A 22,451-nucleotide genomic window follows, 5' to 3' on the forward strand; every position below is an offset into this window, starting at 1 on the left:
CTGATGGGCGGGTGCCTGGTTAAGCTCCAATTGACAGTGCGCAGGTCATGGCTGAGCCCTTCGCGCGTGGAGCCACATGTAGATACCTGCCAGCGTCGCCAGGACATTGGCAACTGTGTAGCCTAGAACGGCCCCCCTTGCGCCAAATCGGGGAATAGCGGTCAGATCGACAGCAACTGTTGCCAGAAGCGCAAGGCCCCATTTGATGGCGATCCATCGGGGCTTGCGCAGGTAAATTGCCAGGAGAGTAAAGCCAACATCGGCAAACACCAATGGCGAGGCAAGGGTGGCCAGGCGCAATAGCGAGCTTGCCTCCGCAAACGCGGCGCCATACAACAGATGCACGATCCATGGCGCCAGGAGGATAAGGGGCACGGTGCCGGCAGCCCCCACGATGGTGATGAGGGCCGCCAGCTTCAGTACATTGCGAATGCCAGCGGACGCATCCCGTGCATAGACGTAGAGCGGAGCGATGCCACCCGCGAGAATGGTGGCCAACGTGGTGTAGTTGTCCACGATCTGCATTGCGGCCGCATAGGCAGCGAACTCTTCAGAAGGTACGTGCGGTCTGAGTATCAGCTGATCAGCCCTGCGCGCCGCCATCATCAGCATAAAGCTGATCCAGAATAGAGATCCATCGCGGAACAGCTGACGCGTCAGTTGGCCATCGTAATCGACAGCCTGCTGTGGCATGTATTTGCGATAGAAGATGCCGAGTAAGACAGCGGCCATCAGGGCCTCAAGAACGAAAGCGGCGGCGTAGGCGCCGACGGCATGAATTCCCATCACGGCAAGCGTGGCAACAGAGCCGGCTTTCAAAGCCAGGGAAGCAAGATTGATCAGCACACTTGGCCGGGTTCGCGTATGGGCCTGCGTCCACGCGATCACGACGCCAGAGGGCTCGCGCAGCAGGATTGCGATACCCAAGATCAACGCCGGCTGCCAACTGGCATCCCCTTGCCGGGATACCCATAGAAAGCCGCAGACCAGCAGGTAGGCGCAGCAAGCGGCCAGAAGGCGCAGGCGGAATACGTGCTTGAGGAGCCGATGTTGTGCGGCTAGATCGGCAAGCGCCACAAGCCGCGGAACCACGACTTCGCTACCGCAAATCAGCGCGACGGAGGCCCCGATCAGTACTAGGGACTGGGCGTATTGAAACGCCGCAAAGCCATCGGTGCCAAGGGTACGGGCGAGAATCGCGACGATGCCGATGCCCACCAGCACTTGCGAGCAGCGATCGAGCAACATCCAGCCGACGTTGCCAGCTATGCGTCGCCGCATGGCCTTGTGCAGCGTGCGTGTTCGGAGGCTTCGCAGTGCATCTCGCGATAGAGCGATAACCAGCGATCGGCGGCAGCGGCAATACCGAAGTGCGTGACGATTCGTTGGCGGCGCATGTCGCGTTGGCCATCTGTTCCGGCCTCGGCGGCAAACGCTTGCGTCATGGCAAGCGCCAGTGCGTCGATATCGTCAATGGGCACCATAATGCCAATGTCACCCATTAGTTCTTTGACGCCGGGCGCCGAAGTGGCTACGACAGGGCGCCCGCAAGCCAGCGCTTCGCCAATCGCTAGCGGCATGCCCTCGACGCGCGAAGAGAGTACGAAAAGATCAGCTGCATTTAACAGGGCGGGAATATCGTGCCTTGTCCCCAGCAGCGAGACGGCATCGTGCAGTCCGTATTTTGATATCCGCTCCTGCAGCGCTGCACGCTGCGGCCCGTCGCCTGCAACGAAAAGGCGAGTAGTTTGTGAACGGTTCATCCGTTGGAACGCATCGATCAGCCTATCTTGCGCTTTCTCTACGGCCAGGCGTCCTATGGTCAGGATCAAACGTGCGCGGGAATCAATGCCAAGCTGCGCGCGCGTGCGCTCGCGTAGTGCCACGTCTGGCTTGAATTTCTCCGTATCGATCCCGTTGTACATCACGCGAACGCGGTCAGGCCTGACGGCTCCTGCCCGGATCATCTCTGCGCGACTGGCCTCGCTGACCTGCGTCGTCAGCGTACACCAGTGATCGGTAAGCCGATAACAGAGCATGCGCAGCCGGCCGCCCTCTGAAAAGCTGTGTGCCGCGCAGATCAGCGGAGGCAGCCGGCAAATGCGCGACAGTGACCGCGCAAACAGATTCGCATGGAACATATGCGAATTCACGATGTCCGGGCGCCATTCCAGTGCAAAGCGTCGTGCTTTCAATAGCGCATGAACCATCGACAGAGGTGTCTTGCGCAAATCGAGCATCAGCCGCTCTACCGCGTCGGGCATGGAGACTTCGCAATCCGGAGTCAGGCTGATCAGCGCGACGCTGTGGCCTCGTGCCATGAATTCTTTCGCGAGGGCAGCAACCTGCTGTTCAGCACCGCCCATGCGTAGGCCGGTCGTCACCAGCAGGATACGCAAAGACTCCGGCTGAGCGGATGGCTCGGACGGGTTCAACGCGCGCCGTATCCGGTAAGTAAGGTTCGCAGTGTCTTGACTGCAATCAGCAGATCCAAGGCAAATGAACAGTGTTTCACGTAGTACAGGTCGTAACTTAGCTTTGTGACCGTCTCTTCGTGGGTGCCGACATACCCTTGCTGTACCTGCGCCCAGCCCGAGAGGCCGGGGCGAACCAGATGGCGATAGGGATAGTAGGGAATGCTCTGCGAGAACTGCTCGACCATGGGCACTTGTTCCGGCCGTGGCCCGATCAGGCTCATGTCACCGGTCAACACATTCCAGAGCTGTGGAATCTCGTCGAGCCGATACTTGCGGATGATCCGGCCAACGCGGGTGACACGAGGATCTTGCTTCGACGCGAACTGCGCAGGAGCATCTTCCTCAGTGGTCATGCTGCGGAACTTCAACATGACAAAGGGGCGACCGAACAGACCGACACGCACTTGACGGAATACCGCCGTGCCCTTTGACTCAAGGCGGACGGCAAGTGCCACTAGCGCGCCTACCGGAACTGCAAGCGGTGCCATTGCCAACACGGAAACAATGTCTATGAGTCGCTTCAGGAAGCCGTAAAAATAGTGCTTAGCGTAGTCGTCCAGGAAATTCTCATCGATGTGCGCGAGTCCCACGCGCCCAGTCAGCATCTCGCCGATTCGTTCGACGGAATACATTCGGACATGTGTTAACTTCAGCTGTGACAACGTGCGAGTGCGTTCTGGATCGGTCATGGCGTGCCGATCGACCATCAATGCGTCACACCCGGTGGCTTCCTCCAGGGACCGGATATGCTTGAACTGGTGCGGGCTCGGCGAGGCTGCACCGGGCATGTTCACGATCTGTTCGAGTTGCGCGAGCGTCGTGGGATCGGAGTATCCAAACACGGGTACATAGTTCCTGACAAACAAGCGGTACCCAAACCACGTCCACACCAGCGTGCCAAAATAGGTGAGCAACAACGCTACGCGCGAATACTCCAGTCGCATAACGGCGAAACACAGCAGCAGGGCTACAAAAGCCAATGTCACCGACAGCCCGACAAGGCTGTTGCCCTCCACAGGCGGCAAATGCAGTGACCTGAGCATGAGCACAAACGCACCGACGTACGCAGCCGCGGACCAGCCCAGCGTGCGCGTGAACAGCCCAGTGACAATTCCAGTTTGGCGTAGTACTTCAACTGCAAACATGCCGAGGCCGAGAAATATCAAGCCTAACAGTGCCCAGGCCACCATCCGGCTGGCGCGCCGGATGATCTCGGATCCTCGCGCGCGAACGGCTGGTGCCGAGCGGGAAATACTATTGGTTTTCGTCATTGGTGAATCTAGCCACACGTCAACCCTCTACGCGAGTTTGTCACTGTACAGATTTACAAGATTTTGCAACTGCAACCGGTTTTTCCCGGGCCACCGGCTAGGTAAGCAAAGGTATGATGGTTAGTCCGGGTGGATGAGTGTGCACAATCTTGCGCTTCCCTGCGCACTTGGGCCCAAGCCCCACCGAGGGCGGGAATTCTGCAATCGGGGCGCATGATTATAACTGCCTCCCTATCCGGCGGTTCGAGGTGTGCACATTAGTGCATTGTGTGCGCCTTGACGTCGCAATCCAGTGTCCTTCCTCAATCTCGACGGTTACTGCGGTTGCACAATCCGGCACAATGCTGCTTTGCACACATTGGCGGTATCGACGCTGTCCTGTCGTAAACACGCATTCAACCATCGTAACGCTCATGCAAATTGACTCATCGATTTTCAAGGCCTATGACATTCGCGGCATCGTTGGCAAGACGCTGACGCGTGAAGCTGCGCGCTTCATCGGTCTCTCCTTCGGCTCCGCCGCGGTTGACCTGGGCGAAAAAACCATCGCCGTAGGCCGCGACGGCCGTCTCTCCGGCCCCGACCTCATCTCCGGCCTGGTAGAAGGCCTCCGCGCCGCCGGCCTGGACGTGATCGACATCGGCCTGGTAGCCACCCCCATGGTTTACTTCGCCACCAACATCGAGATCGACGGCGTCCGCCCGACCTCCGGCATCATGGTCACCGGCAGCCACAACCCGCCGGACTACAACGGTTTCAAGATGGTGCTCGCCGGCAAGGCGATCTATGGCGAGCAGATCCAGGCGCTGCGCCAGCGGATCGAAGCCGGCAATTTCACCGGCGGTGCCGGCACCTACAAGCAAGTCGATGTGCGCCAAAAGTACCTCGACCGCATCATCAGCGACGTCAAGCTGGCCCGTCCGATGAAGGTTGCCCTGGATGCCGGCAACGGCGTGGCCGGCGCGTTCGTGGGTGACCTGTTCCGTGGCCTGGGCTGTGAGGTGACTGAGCTGTTCTGCGACGTGGACGGCAACTTCCCGAACCACCACCCTGATCCCGCCCATATCGAGAATCTGCAGGATCTGATGAAGGCCCTGCGCGAGACGGACTGCGAGCTCGGCCTGGCCTTCGACGGCGATGGCGACCGCCTTGGCGTGGTGACCAAGGACGGTCAGGTGATTTTCCCGGACCGCCAGCTGATGCTGTTTGCCGAGGAGATCCTGTCGCGCAACCCCGGCGCGCAGGTGATCTACGACGTCAAGTGCACCGGCAAGCTGGCCCCCTGGATCCGCGAGCACGGCGGTGAGCCGCTGATGTGGAAGACCGGCCATTCTCTGGTCAAGGCCAAGCTGAAGGAAACGGGCGCGCCGATCGCGGGCGAGATGAGCGGTCACGTGTTCTTCAAGGACCGCTGGTATGGCTTTGACGATGGCCTGTACACGGGGGCGCGCCTGTTGGAGATCCTGTCGCGCCACGCGGATCCGAGCGCGGTGCTGAATGCGCTGCCGAATGCCAACAACACGCCGGAACTGCAACTCAAGTGTGCCGAGGGTGAGCCGTTCACGCTGCTGGACCAGATCAAGGCGAACGCGAAGTTCGAAGGCGCGCGCGAGGTGATCACCATCGACGGCGTGCGCGTGGAATATGCCGATGGCTTCGGCCTGGCGCGCCCGTCCAACACCACGCCGGTGGTGGTGATGCGTTTCGAGGCGGACAACGACGCCGCACTGGCGCGTATCCAGGCGGAGTTCAAGCGCGTGATCCTGGCAGAGAAGCCGGATGCTCAGCTCCCGTTCTGAGCGCGCGACGGTGCCGGCGGCATCGTCGGACGCGGCCGGTGTGGTGCAGCCCACGCCGGCCGCGGTTCCTTTCACACTGCCGGAACGGCCTCGCATCCTGCTGGTCAAGGTGTCGTCGCTCGGTGACGTGGTGCACAACATGCCGCTGGTGCACGATCTGCGCGCACGCTGGCCGGGTGCCGAGATCGACTGGGTGGTGGAAGAAGGCTATGTCGCGCTTGTCCGGCTGTTGCCGGAGGTGCGCCGGGTAATTCCGTTCGCGCTGCGGCGCTGGCGCAAGCGCATCCTGCAGGGCGGCACCTGGCGCGAGGTGGGCGAGGTGCGTGACGCGTTGCGCCAGGAGCGCTATGACGCGGTGATCGAGAGCCAGGGTTTGCTCAAGACCGCGGTGGTCGCGCGCGTGGCCGCGCGGGCGCCCGGTGCGCCGATTATCGGGCTGGGCAATGCCACGCAGGGCTCCGGCTATGAGCCGGCGGCGCGGCTGCTATACACCGATCCGGTGCGGGTGCCGCGCCAGACGCATTCGGTGCGGCGCTCGCGCTTGCTAGGTGCTGCGCTGACCGGGCTTGCGCCGGCGGAGCCGCCGCAGTTTTTCGGGCCTGCCGCGCAATCGCTGCATATTGACGATCCGCTGTGGGGCGACTTGCCGGCGCGCTATGCCGTGTGCTTCCATGCGACTGCTGGCGCGCGCAAGAAATGGGCGGTGCAGAACTGGCATGCGCTGGGCAAGCGGCTGGCTGATGAGGGTCTGGTGATGTTGCTGCCGTGGGGCAATGACAAGGAACGCCAGGCTGCCGAAGAGATTGCTGCCGGTGTGCCGCAGGCGAGGGTGTTGCCGCGATTCTCGGTAATGCAGGGTTTCGGGCTGATCAACCGGGCCGAGGTGGTGATCGGGGTCGATACGGGCCTGGTCCACATTGCCGCGGCGTTGTGCCGGCCGACGGTGGAGATCTATACGGCCACGTGGCGCTGGAAGACTGAGGGCTACTGGTCCGGGCACATCGCCAATGTCGGTGATGACGGCATCGTGCCGTCGGTCGATGAGGTCTACGACGCGGCTTGCCGCGTGCGCGGAGTGGCTGCCTGATGCTGCGTTTGCTCTATAGCATGTTGTGGGTGGTGGTGCTGCCGCTGGCGCTGCTGCGCCTGGCCTGGCGTGCGCGCAAGGAGCCGGGCTATGTGCAGCATGTCGGCGAGCGCCTGGGTGTCTACGGCAGCCTGCCACGGAAAGGTCCGTGGCTTTGGGTCCACGCGGTGTCGGTGGGCGAGACCCGCGCGGCGCAGCCGCTGATCGACGCGCTGCTCGGCGCCTATCCGCACCACCGCCTGCTATTGACGCACATGACGCCGACCGGCCGCCAGACCGGTGCCCAGTTGTTCGGCAAGGAGCCGCGCATCCTGCAGTGCTACCTGCCGTATGACCTGCCATGGCTGGTGGGGCGGTTCATGCGATATTTCCGGCCGCAGGCGGGCATGCTGATGGAGACGGAGGTGTGGCCCAACCTGGTGCGCGGCGCGCGCAAGGCCGGAGTGCCCCTGTTCCTGGTCAATGCGCGCCTGTCGCCGCGCAGCTTCCGGCGCACGGCGCGGTTTGGGCGCGCGGCGGCGGTTATGTATGGGGATTTTGCGGGCGTGCTGGCGCAGACGGCGGGTGATGCCGATCGCTTTCAGGCGCTGGGCGTGCCGGCGGTGCAGATCACGGGCAACCTGAAGTTCGATATGCAGCCGGCGCCGGCAGGCGTTGCGCTGGGTGAGCAGTTGCGCAAGGTCTTTGGCGCGCGTGCGGTGCTGGCAGCCGCCAGCACGCGTGAGGGAGAGGAGCCGATGTTGCTCGACGCCTTCTCCCGTTGGCAATCACTGGCGGGCAATGTCCCGCGTCCCGCTCTGCTGCTGATCCCCCGTCACCCGCAGCGCTTCGATGAAGTCGCCGCAATGGCGGCGCGTGCGGGGTTTTCGGTCGAGCGCCGCAGTGCACTGGATCTTGACGGCATCCAGTCGTCGCTGACTGCCGATATCGTGCTGGGCGATTCGATGGGCGAGATGGCAATGTACTTTGCTGCGTCGGATCTCGCCTTTATCGGTGGCAGCCTGTTGCCGCTCGGGGGGCAGAATCTGATCGAGGCCTGCGCGGTCGGCACGCCGGTACTGGTTGGCCCGCATACCTTCAACTTTGCGCAGGCGACGGAAGACGCGATTGCCGCGGGCGCTTGCCTGCGCGTCGACAATGCCGATGCGCTGATGCGCACCGCAGCAAGCCTGCTGGCCGATCCGGCCCGGCTGGCCGATATGCGCGCGCATGCGCAGACCTTTGCGGGCCTGCATCGCGGCGCCACCGTCCGCACCCTCGCTGCGCTGGCCCCGGCGCTGGAGGGCTGATCCGGTGCTTACCCTGGTGCCTTGACCAGGGCCTCCCACTGCAGGGCAAGCCGCTCCAGCGTGAAATGGCTTGCCTTGTGGCGGCCACCGGCGCCAAGGCGGCTCGCCAGTTCCGGTTGGCGGATCACCGTCAGCAGCGCCTTGGCCAGCGCATCGGCATCATCCGCTGCAACCACCAGCGCATCCTGCCCCGGGGTGAGCAGTTCGCGGGGTCCGGTCTCGCAATCGGTCGATACGATCGGCAGGCCAAAGGCCATCGCTTCGATCAGCACCAGTCCGAATCCCTCATAGCGCGAACTCAGGCAGAAGACCGATGCACGCCCGTAGGCTTGCGCCGGATCCTGGCAGATACCCGGCAGGCTGGCCCGGTCTTGCAGTTGCAGCTGGCCGATCAGGGCAGTGAGGGCAGGGCGCTCTTCGCCTTCGCCGTGGATGACCAGTTGCCATGCCGGTTCCGCTTCCGCCACCTTCTGCCAGGCGCGCAGCAAGACATCGAAGCCTTTCGCCGGAACCAGCCGGCCCATGGCCAGCACGGTCTTCTGCATGCGTGGCGCGGATTCGGCCGGCATCGGAAATGGCAGCGGATTCGGCAGGCAGACGACCTCGCTGCGCGGCCGCAGTGCCTCAAGCCAGCGGCGGCGGTCCCGCTCTGTCAGCACGACTACCTGCCGGCAGAACTGCGCGGCCAGTCGCCGAGCCACCTTGCGCGCCGGCCTGCCGAGATCCTCGTCGAAATGGCAATGCTCCCACGCGATATGGTGCAGGCCCAGGCCGAGGGTGGCAGGCAGCACGAACAGTTCGAGCATGGTGTCGACCTGTACCAGGACGTCGATGCGATGCGTGGTGCAGTGCCTGCGGATGCCGGCGACCGTGGCGAAGTAGGCGCGTTTGAAGGAGGGCCGTTGCGTGTACAGCGCTTCATGGCGCACGCGCGGATGTAACGGAAACTGGCTGGTAGCGTCCCAGAGGCTAAGAATAGTGACATGATGGCCAAGATCGGCCAGCGCATTGGCGATCGTTGCGGTCATCCGTTCCGCGCCGGCCATCGCATTCAATGTCCCGGTCAGGAAGCAGATGTGCCGTCGTGAGTCCTGGCTCAACTGGCCGCCTGCGCGGGCAAAGCGTCCTTGCGCGCAACCACGTAAGCAAAGCATACGGCCATGATCAGGCTGTAGAAGGCATTGACCAGGGTCGTGGCGAACATGACCTCGGTCAGGCCGAACACCATGAAGCCGCAGCACAGGGCCAGGCCCATGGCGCTGGCGACTTGCGTGCCCCGGTCTGCATTGCCAAGGTGGCGCAGGAAGAAGGCGGCCGGTACCAGATACAGAGCAAGGATTGCCAATAGGCCCGGGATGCCGAGCGTGGCCGTAGCATGCAGGAGTTCATTGTGTGAATGCGGCATGGTGGCAGCGAGCGGGGAGATCACGTGCTGCGCCCCAAGCGTTTCCAGGGTCTGCTCGAAGTTCTCCGGCCCCACGCCGGTCCAGGGGTGAGCCTGCACCATCTGGAGCGATGCTCGCCACAGCTGTAGCCGTATCCCGATCGACGTGTCCGGTGTTACATGGTGATCAAATTGAGACAGTTCGGATACAACCTCTGTCGTGCGCTGCTGCACCCAGGGGCTGCCGAACCAGATGAGGGCCATGAGACCAGCCAGTCCGACGAGGGCAGCCGCCTTGTGTAAGCGAGTCAATCTGCGTGATGCTGCCAACGCAATGATCGCCAGCACGGGGATGGCGATCCAGCCGCCACGCGTGCCGCTCATGTATGAGGCGTACAGGCCGGCAAAGCCGGCCAGCAGCTTCATGCCCGATTGCAGATAGTCTCTGGGACGATCCCATCCAATTGAAATCAGGGCGAGTATCCCCATCAGCATGGAAAGATTGCTAAGGGGAATGATATTGGAAGAGCCTACGTGAGCTGGGCGACCGGCAGCTGCCGCCTCGTGAATCCAGGCGGCGGAAAGGAGTGCGCAGGCCACGAAGCCCCACTGCACACTCCGCATCCCACCCCTGCCAAGCCGTACCATCCCAAAAACCAACGGAATGAACAAAGCAAAGCGCAGGTACAGGTAAGAAACATGCGGCTCCTCCGCCCCGGCCAGCAGTTGCTGCAACAGCACCGCAAGCGGCAGCGCCGCCATGGCCAGCATGAAGAACCAGTACCTGCGCAGCAGCGCGCCACATTCCGTCCGGCCCGCGCGCCCGCCGGCAACGAGAGTGATGGCGCTCCAGCCGAGCAGGAGTCCGTAGCAGAGGTTGCTAACCGTCGGCTTGACAAACATCAGCGCAGGGAACGCAGCCAGGACGGCACAGGCGGCCAGGTACAGAGCTTTGTCGACCCCATACGATTGGGATCTCTGCAATCTCGTCATCAAGAGCATGGAGAGAGGTTTCCGGAGGAAGGGTTGTGCACTCGGGATGCGGGCCGATCCATCCTTCTTATTATTGTTGCCGCCTGTTGAGCAGCGGAGCCTGTCGGTCACATTGCTGCGCCGGGCGAGGCAATTATATCGGATGGTCAGGGTGGGATTTCTTGACGTTCCGCATCCTAGCCCGCCGACGCGGTTGGGACGTTACAGGATGTATGTGATTTAATCGGTGCTTGACCGGGCTTTGGCGCAACCGCCTTGCTAAACTGATGTATCAGTAGGGGTGCACTTTTCGGCATGCCCTTTGTCAGATCTGTCGATTGCATCCATGCGGCCGTCTTGAGCGGCCTGTTACAGGAGTCCTTCATGCACAGCCGTACCAGCCTGTTCCCCTTCGCCCTGGCTGCCCGCAGCGCGGCCGCCTTGCTGGTGGCAACCGCGCTAGGTGCCTGCACGACCGCGACAGCACCGGACCTCCCCTCCGCTGGCACCAACCTCAACCAGACCCAACCCTCCGGCCCCAGCCGCTGGGAGCTGGTGCGCTGGCAGCAGCCCGACGGCGCGTTGCGCGATATCCCGCACGGCGACAACGGCCAGCCCATCATTTTTGAGTTCAATGAGGGCATAGACGCCGCGCAGGGTACGGTCAGCGGCACCAGTGGCTGCAACCGCTTTACCGGCAGCTATGGCAAGACCGATACCGGCATCCGCTTCGACCGCATTGCCGGCACGCGCATGGCTTGCCCGCCGCCGCGCATGGAACTGGAATCGGCCCTGCTCAAGGCGATGCAGACGCCGTTTGCCACGGTCGGCACACAGCCGTCGGCGGGCAGCACGGGTCGGCAGATCATCTGGAAGACTGCCGGCGGCGACCTGCTGCAGTTTGTTGAGCGCGAAGGCCTGGGCAAGCGCGGTGCGAGCGTGGACGCCGGGGGCGTGGAGAAGGTGGTCTACATCGATTCGCAGCGCGTGGAGTGCTCTGGCGTGGGCAAGATGACGTGCTATCGCTGGCGCGAATCGCCGGAGGCGCCGTGGCGGCTCTGGTATGGCCCGATCGAGGGGCTGGACTTTGAGCCGGGCGTGGCCTACAAGCTGCGCGTGCGTGAATACCAGGTGCCGAACCCGCCGGCGGATGCGTCGTCGATCCGCTGGCAGCTGCTGAAGGTGGAGTCGCGTACGCGGGCGAACTAGGGCGCGACGTCGTTTATGCAAATGGGCCGCAATTGCGGCCCATTTGCGTTGCGGCGCGCTGCGGAGGATCAGGTGCGCGGTGCGCCGGCAGGCGTGGCTTCGCGCCGCGTGCCGCGGCGCTCGACCGAGGCGCGCGGGGTTGCCGGGGCCCTGGCGCCGGCCTGGGCGGGCGCGGGCAGCTTGTACAGCGCACCCGGCGACGAGGTCAGCAGGGTGTTGATCTGCACCACGTCGGCTTCCTGCAGCACGCCAGTGGAGGCCTTCAGCCTCAGGCCGTTCATGATGGTGTCGTAGCGGGCTTTGGCGAGGTCGCGCCGGGTGGAGAACAGTTGCGCTTCGGCGTTCAGCACGTCGATATTGATGCGCACGCCCACTTCATAGCCGAGCTGGTTGGATTCCACCGCGCTGGTGGCCGAGCGTTCGGCGGCTTCCAGGGCCTTGACCTGGGCCAGGCCGTTGGACACGCCGGAGTAGGTCTGGCGTGCCGTCTGCGCGGCGGTGCGGCGCGCGAATTCCAGGTCGCTGGCGGCCTTGTCGGCCAAGGCCAGGGTCTCGCGCACGCGCGACTGGATCTGGCCGCCGGCGAAGATCGGCATGGTCAGTTGCACGCCGATCTGCGAGGCGTTGTAATGGGTGGAGATCGCCTGCGTGGCGCTGCCGGTCTGGTTGGTGAAGCCGTATGACGCCACCAGATCGACCGAGGGCAGGTGGCCGGCCTTGGCCTTGTTGGTCTCGCGCTGGGCGGTTTCCAGGTTGTAGCTGGCCAGGTTCACCTGCAGGTTGCTGGTCTCTGCCTGCGCGGCCCAGGCGTTGACGTCGGGCGGCTGCGGGCCAGGGATGGGCGCCTCGGGGCGCAGGCCCAGCACTTCGTCGACCGGCTTGCCGGTGATCTGCTGCAGCGTGGCGCGCTTGATCTCCAGGTCGCTCTGCGAGGCGATCTCGGTCGAGGTGGCCAGATCGTAGCGGGCCTGGGCGTCGTTGGTGTCGGTGATGGTGGCGGTGCCGACCTCGAAATTGCGCTTGGCCTGCTCCAGCTGCTCGGAGATGGCCTTTTTCTGCGCGCGTGCCAGGTAGAGGTTGTCCTGTGCCGCCAGCACGTCGAAGTAGGCCTGCGCGCTGCGGGTGATCAGGTCGAGCTCAGCCTGGTGGAAGCTGACTTCACCGGCGAGCGACGCCAGTTCGCCCTGCTTGTAGGTTTCCCAGCGGTCCCAGCGGAACAGCGGCTGGCTCAGTTGCAGCTGCCAGTTGTTGTTGTTGAAGAAGCGCGTGCCGGAGGCGCTGGCCCCGGCGCCGACCGGCAGCGAAGCCGTCTGGTCGAGCTTGGTGCGGTTGGCGCCCGCGGTGCCAACCACCTGCGGCAGCAGCCCGGCGCGGCCCTGGGGCAGCCGCTCGCGTGTGGCCAGCAGCTGCGAGCGCGCGCTGGCAAACTGCGCGTCATTGGCTTGCGCATCGCGATAGACCTGCAGCAGGTCGGCCGCGCTTGCCGGTGCCGCCGGCAGCATGGCCAGCAGCGGGGCAAGCACGGAAACCGCGATCGCCAGGCGTGTCCGGATCACTCCGGGCAGGGCGTTGGGCGCAAACGTCATGAAAGCTCCAGGTTGCCGGGCGCGGGCCGCGGCTACAGTCATTTCTTCTTGGTGTTGCTGTGCTGGACTGCCGCTTCAGTACTTCGGCATGGCCGGGTCGACATCGCTGGCCCAGGCGTCGACGCCGCCGGTCAGGTTGTAGACCCTTGCGTAGCCCTGGCGCTCCAGGTAGGCCGCCACCTGCATGCTGCGTGCGCCGTGGTGGCAGATGCAGACGATGTCGGCGTCTTCGTCCAGTTCGGCCGCGCGCGCGGGGATGTCCCGCATCGGGATGTGGGTGATGCCGGGCATGGCGCAGGTCTGCACCTCCCAGCCTTCACGCACGTCGAGCAGGACCGGTTTGGCGCGGCTGGCATCGGCCAGCCACTGGGCCAGTTCGGCCGCTTTGATGACCTGCATGGTGGTTACGTCCTCAGAACTGGAATTGCGACGGCCGGGCCGCGCCCTGCAGGGGCTTGACCGCAGTTTCGAACAGGTTGACGACCTGGTATTCGGTCTCGGACACGCGCGTGACCAGGCGCGCTTCCATCACCGGCAGCTCGCCGATGAAGGCGGCGATGCGGCCGCCCACCTTGACCTGCGACAGGATCGACTGCGGAATCGCCGGCAGCGAGCCCGAGATGCAGATCACGTCGTAGGGCGCGGCGGCGCTCCAGCCGTCGGCGGCGTTGCCTTCGGCCACGTCGACGTTGGTGACGCCGGCGTTGGCCAGGTTGGTGCGGGCCAGCTCAACCAGCTCGGGCACGATGTCCACGGTCAGCACGTGGCGCGCGCGGTTGGCCAGCAGGGCGGCCATGTAGCCGGAGCCGGCGCCGATTTCCAGCACGTTCTCATGCTTGCGCACGGCCAGGTCCTGCAGGATGCGGGCTTCCACGCGCGGGGCCAGCATGTTCTGCCCGGCGGGCAGCGGAATCTCCATGTCGACGAACGCCAGCGAGGCGTACGCGGCCGGGACGAACTGCTCCCGCTTGACCACCGCCAGCAGGTCCAGGATTTCCTGGTCCAGCACGTCCCACGGGCGGATTTGCTGTTCGATCATGTTGAATCGGGCTTTTTCGAGATCCATCTTGCCATTCCTTACCAATGCCAACCGCTGTCGGTCTGTGCGCCGGCCGCGCGGTGCCACGGCCGGACAGTCTTATCAAACCCTTTATTTTAACCTTGCAGACGCCGCCGGGCTCATTCCGCGCTGGCGTCCGCCGGGGCCGGCCGGTCCGGAGCCGCTTGCCGGCCGGGTGTGGGCGGGGCGTGCGCTGCGGGCCCGCTGGCCGCCTTGCCTTGCCACAGCCGGCGCAGCCAGGCCCCGAAATCATCAAGATACGTATAGATCACCGGCACCACCACCAGCGTCAGGATCGACGAGGTAATGATCCCGCCGATCACGGTCTGGCCCATTGGCGCGCGCTGCTCGGCGCCTTCGCCCAGGCTGAAGGCCAGCGGCACCATGCCGAAGATCATGGCCAGCGTGGTCATCAGGATGGGGCGCAGCCGCACGCGCGCGGCCTCCACCAGCGCCGCCTCGCGCGACAGCGGCTGGCGGCCGTCGGCGCCGTCGACATGGCCCTGGCGCGCCTGGTTGGCGAAGTCCACCAGCAGGATCGCGTTCTTGGTCACCAGCCCCATCAGCATGATGAAGCCGATGATCGAGAACATGTTCAGCGTCGAGCGGAACAGCAGCAGCGCCGCGAACACCCCGACCAGCGTCAGTGGCAGCGAGGTCATGATGGCGATCGGCTGGAAGAAGCTGGCGAACTGCGAGGCCAGGATCATGTAGATGAAGATCACCGCCAGTGCCAGCGCCGACACGGCGTAGCCGAAGGACTCGTTCATCGACTTGGTCGAGCCGCCAAAGCGGTACTTGTAGCCGGCCGGCCAGTTCATGCCGTCCAGCGCGGCCTTGACGTCGCGTGCGACTTCACCGGCAGAGCGCCCGGCCACGTTGGCGGTCAGCTCGACCTCGCGGTTCAGGTCGCGCCGGCTGATCTGGTTGGCGCCGGTGGTCGGCACCAGCTCGGCGATCTGGCGCAGCGGCACCATCCTGGGCGAGCCGTCGGCGTTGGTCTGGCTGCTCGCGATCATCAGCGCGCTCAGGTCGGCCATGCCGGTGCGCGCGTCCTTGGGCAGGCGCACGCGCACGTCGTAGTTCTCGTCATCGGGCGCGCGCCATGAGCTGATGGCGTCGCCGGCCAGCAGCGGGCGCAGGGCGTTGCCGATCTGCGCCACGCCCACGCCCAGGTCCGAGGCCAGCTCGCGCCGGATGCGCACCTCGATGGTGGGGCGGTCGTCCTTCATGCTCGAGTCCAGGTCGGCCAGGCCGCGGATCGCTTTCATGCGTGTGCCCGCTTCCCTGGACAGGCGCCGCAGTTCGTCCAGGTCATCGCCCTGGATCGATACCTGAATCGCCTTCTGGCCGCCGGCGCCGTCGGGCATGCCCACCATGGTCAGCGTGATGCCGGCAATGCCCGCCAGGCGCTGCCGGATCAGCGGGTTGAGCTGCGCGGTGGACAGCTGGCGCGAGCGCCGCTCGGTCAGGCGCACCGACACCAGCGCGTTGTTGCGGCCCGAGGCATTGCCCGAGTTGATGGTGGCGTAGGTGTAGGCCACTTCGGGGAAGGATTTCAGCGCGGCTTCCACCTGCCGCACCTTGGCTTCGGTGACTTCGATCGAGGTGCCCACCGGCGTGGTGAAGCCCACCTGGGTCTCGCCCAGGTCGGCATTAGGCACGAATTCCGTGCCGATCAGCGGCACCAGCGCAAAGCTGCCGAAGAAGGTCACCGCGGCGATGATGGCAGTGGCCAGCCGGTGCTTCAGCGCCCAGCCCAGCATGCCGGCATAGCCGTTGCCAAGCTTGTCCATCTTTGCCGAGAACCAGTCCAGCAACCGCCCCACCGTGCGCCCGTACCAGCTCTTCTTGTTGCCGGTGCCGTGCAGGTCCGGGTCGTGCCAGACCGACGACAGCATCGGGTCCAGCGTGAACGAGACGAACATCGAGATCAGCACCGCTGCCACCACGGTGATGCCGAACTGGTGGAAGAAGCGCCCGATGATGCCGCCCATGAAGCCCACCGGCAGGAACACCGCCACGATCGAGAAGGTGGTGGCCAGCACCGCCAGCCCGATCTCGTTGGTGCCGTCCAGCGCCGCAGTGCGGTGGTCCTTGCCCATCAGGTTGTGGCGCACGATGTTCTCGCGCACCACGATGGCATCGTCGATCAGCAGGCCCACGCACAGCGACAGCGCCATCAGCGTGATCACGTTGAGCGTGAAGCCGCACATATACATCACGCCGAAGGTGCCGATCAGCGCAATCGGCAGCGTCAGCCCGGTGATCACGGTGCTGCGCCACGAACCCAGAAACAGGAACACGATCGCCACCGTCAGGAAGGCTCCTTCCAGCAGCGTCGATCGCACCTCCTTGACGCTGCTGCGGATGCCGCGCGCGGTGTCGTTGACCACGTTCAGCTGCACGCCAGCCGGCACCAGCTTGCGTGTTTCTTCGGTCATGCGCACCAGGCCGTCGACGGTATCGACGGTGTTCTGGCCCTGTGCCTTCACCACCGACAGGAACAGCGCGCGCTTGCCGTCCAGCAGCGCCAGGCTTTCCTGCTCTTCCTGGCCGTCGCGCACGTCGGCAATCTCGCCCAGCGTCACCGGCTGGCCGGCGCGGCGCGCCACGATGATCTGGCGGAACGCCTCCGGCGTGGGCACGCGGCCCTTGATCTGCACCACCGTTTCCGTGGCCGAGGAACGCAGCTCGCCCGCGGGCAGTTCCTGGTTCTCGTTGCGGATGGCGTTCATCACCTGGTCCACGCCGATCCCCAGCGCCTCGAGCTGCGCGGGCCGGATGCGAATCTCGACCTCGCGCTTGGTGCCGCCCACGATATTGATGGCGCCCACGCCGCGCACGGTCTCCAGTCGCTTGCGCACGATCTGGTCGGCGATGGTGGTCAGCTCGCGCTGGCTGCGGGTGGCGCCCGGTGCGTTGGAGACCGAGAGATAGAAAATCGGTGCGTCGGACGGGTCATAGCGCAGCACGCGCGACTCTTTCACCTCGTCGCGGAACTGCGGGCGGATCAGCGCGATCTTGTCGCGCACGTCCTGCGCGGCCTGGCCGACGTCGACGCTCAGGTCGAACTTGATGACGACGACCGAAGTGCCCTGGTAGGAGTGCGAAAAGATCTCGTCGATGCCCGAGATGGTGTTGACGATCTCCTCGACCTTGCGCGTGACGTCGGACTCCACCGACTCGGGCGCGGCGCCCGGGTATTCGGTCTGCACCACCACCACCGGGAAGGTGATGTCGGGGAACTGGTCGACCGGCAGCCGCTGGTAAGAGAACAGCCCCACCACGATGAAGGCCATCATCATCATGGTGGCCAGCACCGGGTTGCGGATCGACAGGCGGGTGAACCACATGGCGCGGGTCCCTACGCCTTGACGCGCTTTACCTGGCTGCCGCTGCGCAGCGTGCCAAGGTTGTTGCGGACGATCTCGGTGCCGGCGTCCAGCCCCGAGACGATTTCCACCATGCCGCTGGCCTCGTCGCGGATGCCAAGCTGCACCGGGCGCTCGGCCAGCGTGTCCTTGTCGATGGCATAGACGAAGGCGCGCTCGCCTTCCGTGCGCACCGCCGAGGACGGCACTGCCACTACGCCGGCCCGCTCGCCCAGCACCAGCGCGCCGCGCGCGAACATGCCGGCGCGCAGCGTCTGGTCTGCATTCTCGACGCGGATATAGACCATGATGCTGCGCGTGCCCTGGCTGACGGCCGGGTTGATGCGTACCAGCTTGCCGGTAAAGCGGCCGGCGCCTTCCACGTCCAGCGCCACCGGCTGGCCGACCGCGGCGCGCGCCACGTCCGCCATCGGGATCGGTGCTTCCAGTTCCAGCACGCGCAGGTCGACCACGTCGACCAGGCGCGTATCCGGCGAGACCTTCTCGCCCGGCTGGACCGCGCGCGCGGCCACCATGCCGTCGAGCGGCGCCTTGACTACGGTGTCGGCCAGCGCCTTCTGCGCCACCGCCAGGCCGCCCTGGGCGGCGTCAAGGTTGGCGCGGGCGACGTCCAGGTCGGCCTGGTACTTGTCGAACGCGGTCCTGGAGATAAAGCCCTTGCCGACCAGTTCGCGGTTGCGCTCCCAGGTCTGGCGCGAGTTCTCGAACTGTCCGCGCGTGGCCAGCATCTGGCCGCGCGCCTGCGCGACCTTGGCCTCGTACTCGGTGGGATCGATGCGCACGATCACCTGGCCGGCGCGCACCGGCTCGCCTTCGCGCACCAGCACCGTCTTGACCTCGCCGGAGACCTTGGCCTTGACCGAGGCCTGGTTTAGCGCACGCAGGCTGCCCGACAGCGGCAGTGACACCCGGAGGTCCTGGCGCGCAACGCTGACCAGGTCGGTCTGCAGGAATTCCACCACGTTGACGGCGGCCTGTGCCGGCGTCTGCGGCTGGCGCGCGCTGCCGGCCTTGCGCACGGCGACCGTGGCGGTCAGCGCAAGGGCGACGCAGGCGGCGGTGATCAGCAGGGTCTTTCGCTTCATGTTCAGGGGCCGGGTCGCGGCGCGGGGGGATCGGGGTCGGCGTCGGCTTCCATGGCGGCGGCGCGTTGCGCCAGCATGTCGTCGCGGATGCGTTCCCAGATGTAGGGGCCGGTCTGCGGCGGCAGCGGGCGATTGCGGGCGTCGCCGCTGGTGAGCCCGAACAGCAGCGTGTCCAGCAGGCCGTCCAGGAAGGCCTCGGGGTCGATGTCCTTCTCGGCGGTGGCACGCAGCGCGCGCTGCCACAGCATCAGGAACACCAGCGGCGCACAGACCAGCGTCGTGGTGGGGTTGGCCGGCATGGCGCGGAATTCGCCGCGCGCTACACCACGGGCCAGCACCTTGGCGAACAACTCGTCGCCCGGCACCATCACTTCCTGGTTATAGAAACGGGCGATGTCCGGGAAATTGGCCGACTCGGCCATGATCAGCTTGGTCAGTCCCGCCACCGGCGTGGCGCCGATCAGGCCCCACCAGCCGCGCAGCAGCTCGCGCAACAACTCGGGCGTGCTGCCGTCGTAGGCGTCGACCAGGTCGGAGCCGCGCGCCAGTGCCGGCACCAAGTTCGCGCGTACCACCGACTTGAACAGCTCTTCCTTATTGGCGAAGTAAAGATAGACCGTGCCCTTGGACACGCCGGCCGCGGCGGCCACGTCTTCCAGCCGCGTGGCCGCATACCCGCGCTCCACGAAGAGGTCGAGTGCCGCGGCCACCAGCTCTTGCGGGCGGGCGGCCTTGCGCCGGCTCCAGCGCGGCGTGTCTGCATCCTTGTGCGGATCGGCGGGCGTTTTCATGGATGTCTTGCGGGTCCTGCGGGGCACGGGGGGACGGGTCGGAAAGTTAATAACTTGTCGGTCAGTAATGTAGATGAGCGCCATGGGAGGGTCAAGCACAGGCCGGCGACCCTCGGGAACACACCGAGACGGCACTGAGGCTAAATTACGACTTGTGGCTTACGGTGCGCTTTTTTTCCGGCGGTGCGCGGGCGCGGCTTACTGCGTTTTCCTTTTCTTACAGGACGGCAGCGGCCCTTCGGGCACAATGTCCTCTTTGTGCTGGCCGCCTGGCGGCCGCCCATCCTGAACCATCGTCATGAGTTGCCGGTCAGACCTTTCCTGTCGCGCAGGCTGCGGCGCCTGCTGCATCGCCCCGTCGATCGCCTCGCCGCTGCCCGGCATGCCTGGCGGCAAGCCGGCGGGCGAGCCGTGCGCGCAGCTGCTGCCGGATATGCGCTGCGCGGTGTTCGGCAGGCCGGACCGGCCTGTGTTCTGCGGCGGCCTGAAGCCGTCGGCCGAGATGTGCGGCGATTCGCGTGAAGCCGCGCTGCACTGGCTGACCCGGCTGGAAATCCTGACCGCGCCGCAGGCCACGCCCGGGCGGCCCGGTGCGCGCGCATGACGCCTGGTACGCGACCCGACTATCCCGCAATCGGAGGCAATATGATCCGGACTTCCCGACGGCGCTGGCTTGCCGCGGCTGGCGCGGCCACGCTGGCCGTGGTCCTGGCCGCCTGCGGCGCCTTCCGCAACGAATACACTTTCTCGCAAAGCCAGCTGCAGGCGGCGCTGGAGCGCAAGTTTCCGTTCAACAAGCGCTATATGGAGCTGTTCGACATCCAGCTGGCCAACCCGCAGCTGACGCTGGACCCGGCGCGCAACCGCGTCAACGTGCAATTTGACGCCATGATCGACAACAAGCTGTTCTTCAGCCGGGCCCTGTCAGGGCGTTTTGCGCTGGACAGCGGCCTGCGCTATGACGAGCCCACGCGCTCGGTGGTGCTGCAGGACCCCGAGGTGCAGCGCTTCGACGTCCAGGGCATGCCCGCGCAGTTCTCGCGCCAGCTCAACGCCCTGGGCGGCATCCTGGCCGAGCAGCTGCTGCAGGGCTATCCGCTCTATACCTTCCGCGAAGACCAGCTGCGGGTTGCCGGCATGAATGTGGCACCCGGTACAATCACCGTTTTGCCCGACGGCATCAACGTCAAGATCAACCGCCCCTGACCGGGGCGCTCAAACAACAATCCAGGGCGGTCCCGGCGCGCATGCCGGGCAACGCCCATGACAACGTTTCTCCGTTCCGCATGGAAATCGCACTTGCCCTGAAAGCCGTGATACTCGGTATCGTCGAAGGACTGACCGAGTTTCTGCCCATCTCCAGCACCGGCCACCTGATCCTGGCCGGCCAGCTGCTTGATTTCAACGACGAGAAGGGCAAGATCTTCGAGATCGTGATCCAGTTCGGCGCGATCCTGGCGGTCTGCTGGGAATTCCGTACGCGCATCGGCAACGTGGTGCGCGGCCTGCGCGCCGACCCGCTGGCGCAACGCTTTGCCGCCAACGTGGTGATCGCCTCGGTGCCGGCCATCGTGCTGGCCTTTATCTTCGGCAAATGGATCAAGGCCCACCTGTTCAACCCGATCTCGGTGGCGCTGGCCTTTATCGTTGGCGGCGTGGTGATCCTGCTGGCCGAATGGCGCGACGCGCGCCGCGGCACGGTCTCGCATCCGCAGGGCAATGCACTGCTGGAGGCCGCCAAGGCCGGCGCGCCGCGGATTGAATCGGTCGATGACCTGAACTGGCACGACGCCCTCAAGGTCGGCCTGGCACAATGCTTCGCGCTGGTGCCGGGCACCTCGCGCTCCGGTGCCACCATCATCGGCGGCATGCTGTTCGGGCTGTCGCGGCAGGTGGCCACCGAGTTCTCGTTCTTCCTCGCGATCCCGGTGATCTTCGGTGCCACCGTCTACGAACTGTACAAGGCGCGCGCGCTGCTCAACGCCGACGACCTCGGCATCTTTGCAGTGGGTTTCGTCTTTGCCTTCCTGTCCGCCTTCCTGTGCGTGCGCTGGCTGCTGCGTTTCGTCGCCACGCATGATTTCAAGCCGTTTGCCTGGTACCGCATCGCCTTCGGCATCGTGGTGCTGGTGACCGCATACTCCGGCCTGGTGTCCTGGCACGCCTGAGCGGGTTTGCCGCGGGCAACAAAAAAGCGTGGCATCTGCCACGCTTTTTTGTTGGTCGGCTGCGAGCGCTCAGGCGCGCTTGCGGAAGACCACGTCCCACACGCCGTGCCCGAGGCGCACGCCGCGCCGCTCGAACTTGGTCACGGGCCGGTAATCCGGCCGCTCGGCAAATCCGTCCGCAGCGGTCGAGGTGTTCTCCAGCAACGGCTCGCCCGACAGTACTTCCAGCATCTGGTGCGCATACTCTTCCCAGTCGGTCGCGCAGTGGATATAGCCGCCCGGCTTCAGGCGCGCGGCCAGCACCTTCACCAGCGGCGGCTGCACCAGCCGGCGCTTGTTGTGGCGCTTCTTGTGCCAGGGGTCGGGGAAGTAGATATGCACGCCGTCCAGGCAGTCGTCGGTCAGCATATGCGCAATCACTTCCACCGCATCGTGCTGGAGGATCCGCACATTGCCCAGGCCGCGCTCGTCGATCAGCTTGAGCAGCGCGCCCACGCCGGGCTCATGTACCTCGCAGCCCAGGAAGTTGTCTTGCGGCCGTAGGCCGGCGATATGCGCGGTGGTCTCGCCCATGCCGAAGCCGATCTCCAGGATCGACGGTGCCTTGCGGCCAAATACAGCTTCCCAGTCCAGTGGCTGTGGCGCATACGGCACCATCATGCGCGGCCCGACTTCGTCGATGGCACGCTGCTGCCCGGTCGAGGTCCGCCCCGCGCGGCGCACGAACGAACGGATCCGGCGCGGATGCGCAACGCCTTCAGGATCGGCAGGAGAGGGAGCGGACGCTTGTCCGGCGCTGTCTACCGGCGCGGCGTCGTCAGCCGGCGTCGGATCGGTGCTGGGGTCTTGGGGAAGCATGGCAACAAAAAAGCCGCCGG

Annotated in this window: 19 protein-coding genes; 7 read left to right on the forward strand and 12 right to left on the reverse strand. The window is 65.2% G+C overall.

All coding sequences use genetic code 11. From position 1 onward, the window contains the following. Positions 1-45: 45 nt before the first annotated feature. From AC3WL8_RS03065 to AC3WL8_RS03075, 3 genes are read right to left on the reverse strand one after another with little or no spacing between them, the layout of a single operon-like run. A complete protein-coding gene (locus AC3WL8_RS03065) occupies positions 46-1,281 on the reverse strand; it encodes an oligosaccharide flippase family protein (RefSeq protein ID WP_492377873.1) in 1,236 nt (411 codons plus the stop codon). Continuing rightward, positions 1,266-2,399 carry a glycosyltransferase gene (locus AC3WL8_RS03070; protein WP_492377874.1) on the reverse strand — a complete coding sequence of 378 codons (1,134 nt, stop codon included), beginning with the start codon at positions 2,397-2,399 and terminating at the stop codon, positions 1,266-1,268. Before AC3WL8_RS03070 ends, AC3WL8_RS03065 begins: the two co-directional genes overlap by 16 nt. Before the next feature lie 32 nt (positions 2,400-2,431). Then, positions 2,432-3,748, reverse strand: a complete 1,317-nt coding sequence (locus AC3WL8_RS03075; RefSeq protein ID WP_492377875.1) for a sugar transferase — start codon at positions 3,746-3,748, stop codon at positions 2,432-2,434. Between the two features lie 413 nt (positions 3,749-4,161). Here AC3WL8_RS03075 and AC3WL8_RS03080 point away from each other — a divergent pair, with 413 nt between their 5' ends. The 3 genes from AC3WL8_RS03080 to waaA are packed head-to-tail and all read left to right on the forward strand — an operon-like array spanning position 4,162 to position 7,923. Continuing rightward, positions 4,162-5,547, forward strand: coding sequence for a phosphomannomutase/phosphoglucomutase (locus AC3WL8_RS03080; RefSeq protein WP_492377876.1), 1,386 nt, complete (start codon positions 4,162-4,164; stop codon positions 5,545-5,547). After that, positions 5,528-6,634, forward strand: a complete 1,107-nt coding sequence (gene waaC / locus AC3WL8_RS03085) for a lipopolysaccharide heptosyltransferase I (protein ID WP_492377877.1) — start codon at positions 5,528-5,530, stop codon at positions 6,632-6,634. Before AC3WL8_RS03080 ends, waaC begins: the two co-directional genes overlap by 20 nt. Continuing rightward, positions 6,634-7,923 carry a lipid IV(A) 3-deoxy-D-manno-octulosonic acid transferase gene (waaA, locus tag AC3WL8_RS03090; protein ID WP_492377878.1) on the forward strand — a complete coding sequence of 430 codons (1,290 nt, stop codon included), beginning with the start codon at positions 6,634-6,636 and terminating at the stop codon, positions 7,921-7,923. Before waaC ends, waaA begins: the two co-directional genes overlap by 1 nt. 8 nt (positions 7,924-7,931) lie before the next feature. Here waaA and AC3WL8_RS03095 read toward each other — a convergent pair whose 3' ends face one another. Continuing rightward, positions 7,932-9,023, reverse strand: a complete 1,092-nt coding sequence (locus tag AC3WL8_RS03095; protein WP_492377879.1) for a glycosyltransferase family 4 protein — start codon at positions 9,021-9,023, stop codon at positions 7,932-7,934. Further along, positions 9,020-10,309 carry an O-antigen ligase family protein gene (locus AC3WL8_RS03100; RefSeq protein WP_492377880.1) on the reverse strand — a complete coding sequence of 430 codons (1,290 nt, stop codon included), beginning with the start codon at positions 10,307-10,309 and terminating at the stop codon, positions 9,020-9,022. Before AC3WL8_RS03100 ends, AC3WL8_RS03095 begins: the two co-directional genes overlap by 4 nt. Positions 10,310-10,663: 354 nt before the next feature. Between AC3WL8_RS03100 and AC3WL8_RS03105 the strand changes: the two genes are divergently transcribed. After that, positions 10,664-11,488 carry an META and DUF4377 domain-containing protein gene (locus tag AC3WL8_RS03105; RefSeq protein WP_492377881.1) on the forward strand — a complete coding sequence of 275 codons (825 nt, stop codon included), beginning with the start codon at positions 10,664-10,666 and terminating at the stop codon, positions 11,486-11,488. 68 nt (positions 11,489-11,556) lie between these two features. Here AC3WL8_RS03105 and AC3WL8_RS03110 read toward each other — a convergent pair whose 3' ends face one another. The 6 genes from AC3WL8_RS03110 to AC3WL8_RS03135 all read right to left on the reverse strand — a co-directional run bounded on the left by AC3WL8_RS03110 (position 11,557) and on the right by AC3WL8_RS03135 (position 19,405). Further along, the gene (locus AC3WL8_RS03110; protein ID WP_013957705.1) at positions 11,557-13,074 is read right to left on the reverse strand and encodes a TolC family outer membrane protein; all 1,518 of its coding nucleotides are present in this window, start codon (positions 13,072-13,074) and stop codon (positions 11,557-11,559) included. A gap of 75 nt (positions 13,075-13,149) precedes the next feature. Next, positions 13,150-13,473 carry a rhodanese-like domain-containing protein gene (locus AC3WL8_RS03115; protein WP_013957704.1) on the reverse strand — a complete coding sequence of 108 codons (324 nt, stop codon included), beginning with the start codon at positions 13,471-13,473 and terminating at the stop codon, positions 13,150-13,152. 13 nt (positions 13,474-13,486) lie between these two features. Continuing rightward, positions 13,487-14,140 (reverse strand): protein-L-isoaspartate O-methyltransferase family protein, encoded by a 654-nt coding sequence (locus AC3WL8_RS03120; protein WP_010813784.1) that lies wholly within the window; start codon positions 14,138-14,140, stop codon positions 13,487-13,489. 113 nt (positions 14,141-14,253) lie between these two features. Next, positions 14,254-17,490, reverse strand: a complete 3,237-nt coding sequence (locus tag AC3WL8_RS03125) for an efflux RND transporter permease subunit (protein WP_492377882.1) — start codon at positions 17,488-17,490, stop codon at positions 14,254-14,256. Positions 17,491-17,501: 11 nt separating this feature from the next. Then, positions 17,502-18,614, reverse strand: coding sequence for an efflux RND transporter periplasmic adaptor subunit (locus AC3WL8_RS03130; RefSeq protein WP_492377883.1), 1,113 nt, complete (start codon positions 18,612-18,614; stop codon positions 17,502-17,504). A gap of 2 nt (positions 18,615-18,616) precedes the next feature. Then, positions 18,617-19,405, reverse strand: coding sequence for a TetR/AcrR family transcriptional regulator (locus AC3WL8_RS03135; RefSeq protein ID WP_492377884.1), 789 nt, complete (start codon positions 19,403-19,405; stop codon positions 18,617-18,619). A gap of 298 nt (positions 19,406-19,703) precedes the next feature. Between AC3WL8_RS03135 and AC3WL8_RS03140 the strand changes: the two genes are divergently transcribed. From AC3WL8_RS03140 to AC3WL8_RS03150, 3 genes are all read left to right on the forward strand, one after another. After that, positions 19,704-20,009: a YkgJ family cysteine cluster protein gene (locus tag AC3WL8_RS03140; protein WP_211980115.1), complete on the forward strand. Its 306-nt coding sequence runs from the start codon at positions 19,704-19,706 to the stop codon at positions 20,007-20,009. 41 nt (positions 20,010-20,050) lie between these two features. After that, positions 20,051-20,611 (forward strand): DUF1439 domain-containing protein, encoded by a 561-nt coding sequence (locus AC3WL8_RS03145; protein WP_035816686.1) that lies wholly within the window; start codon positions 20,051-20,053, stop codon positions 20,609-20,611. A gap of 80 nt (positions 20,612-20,691) precedes the next feature. Then, the gene (locus tag AC3WL8_RS03150) at positions 20,692-21,573 is read left to right on the forward strand and encodes an undecaprenyl-diphosphate phosphatase (protein ID WP_153956473.1); all 882 of its coding nucleotides are present in this window, start codon (positions 20,692-20,694) and stop codon (positions 21,571-21,573) included. Positions 21,574-21,642: 69 nt separating this feature from the next. Here AC3WL8_RS03150 and trmB read toward each other — a convergent pair whose 3' ends face one another. After that, positions 21,643-22,431: a tRNA (guanosine(46)-N7)-methyltransferase TrmB gene (gene trmB, locus AC3WL8_RS03155; RefSeq protein ID WP_013957697.1), complete on the reverse strand. Its 789-nt coding sequence runs from the start codon at positions 22,429-22,431 to the stop codon at positions 21,643-21,645. Positions 22,432-22,451: the final 20 nt, after the last annotated feature.

Source organism: Cupriavidus sp. FW305-F7 (assembly GCF_058782875.1).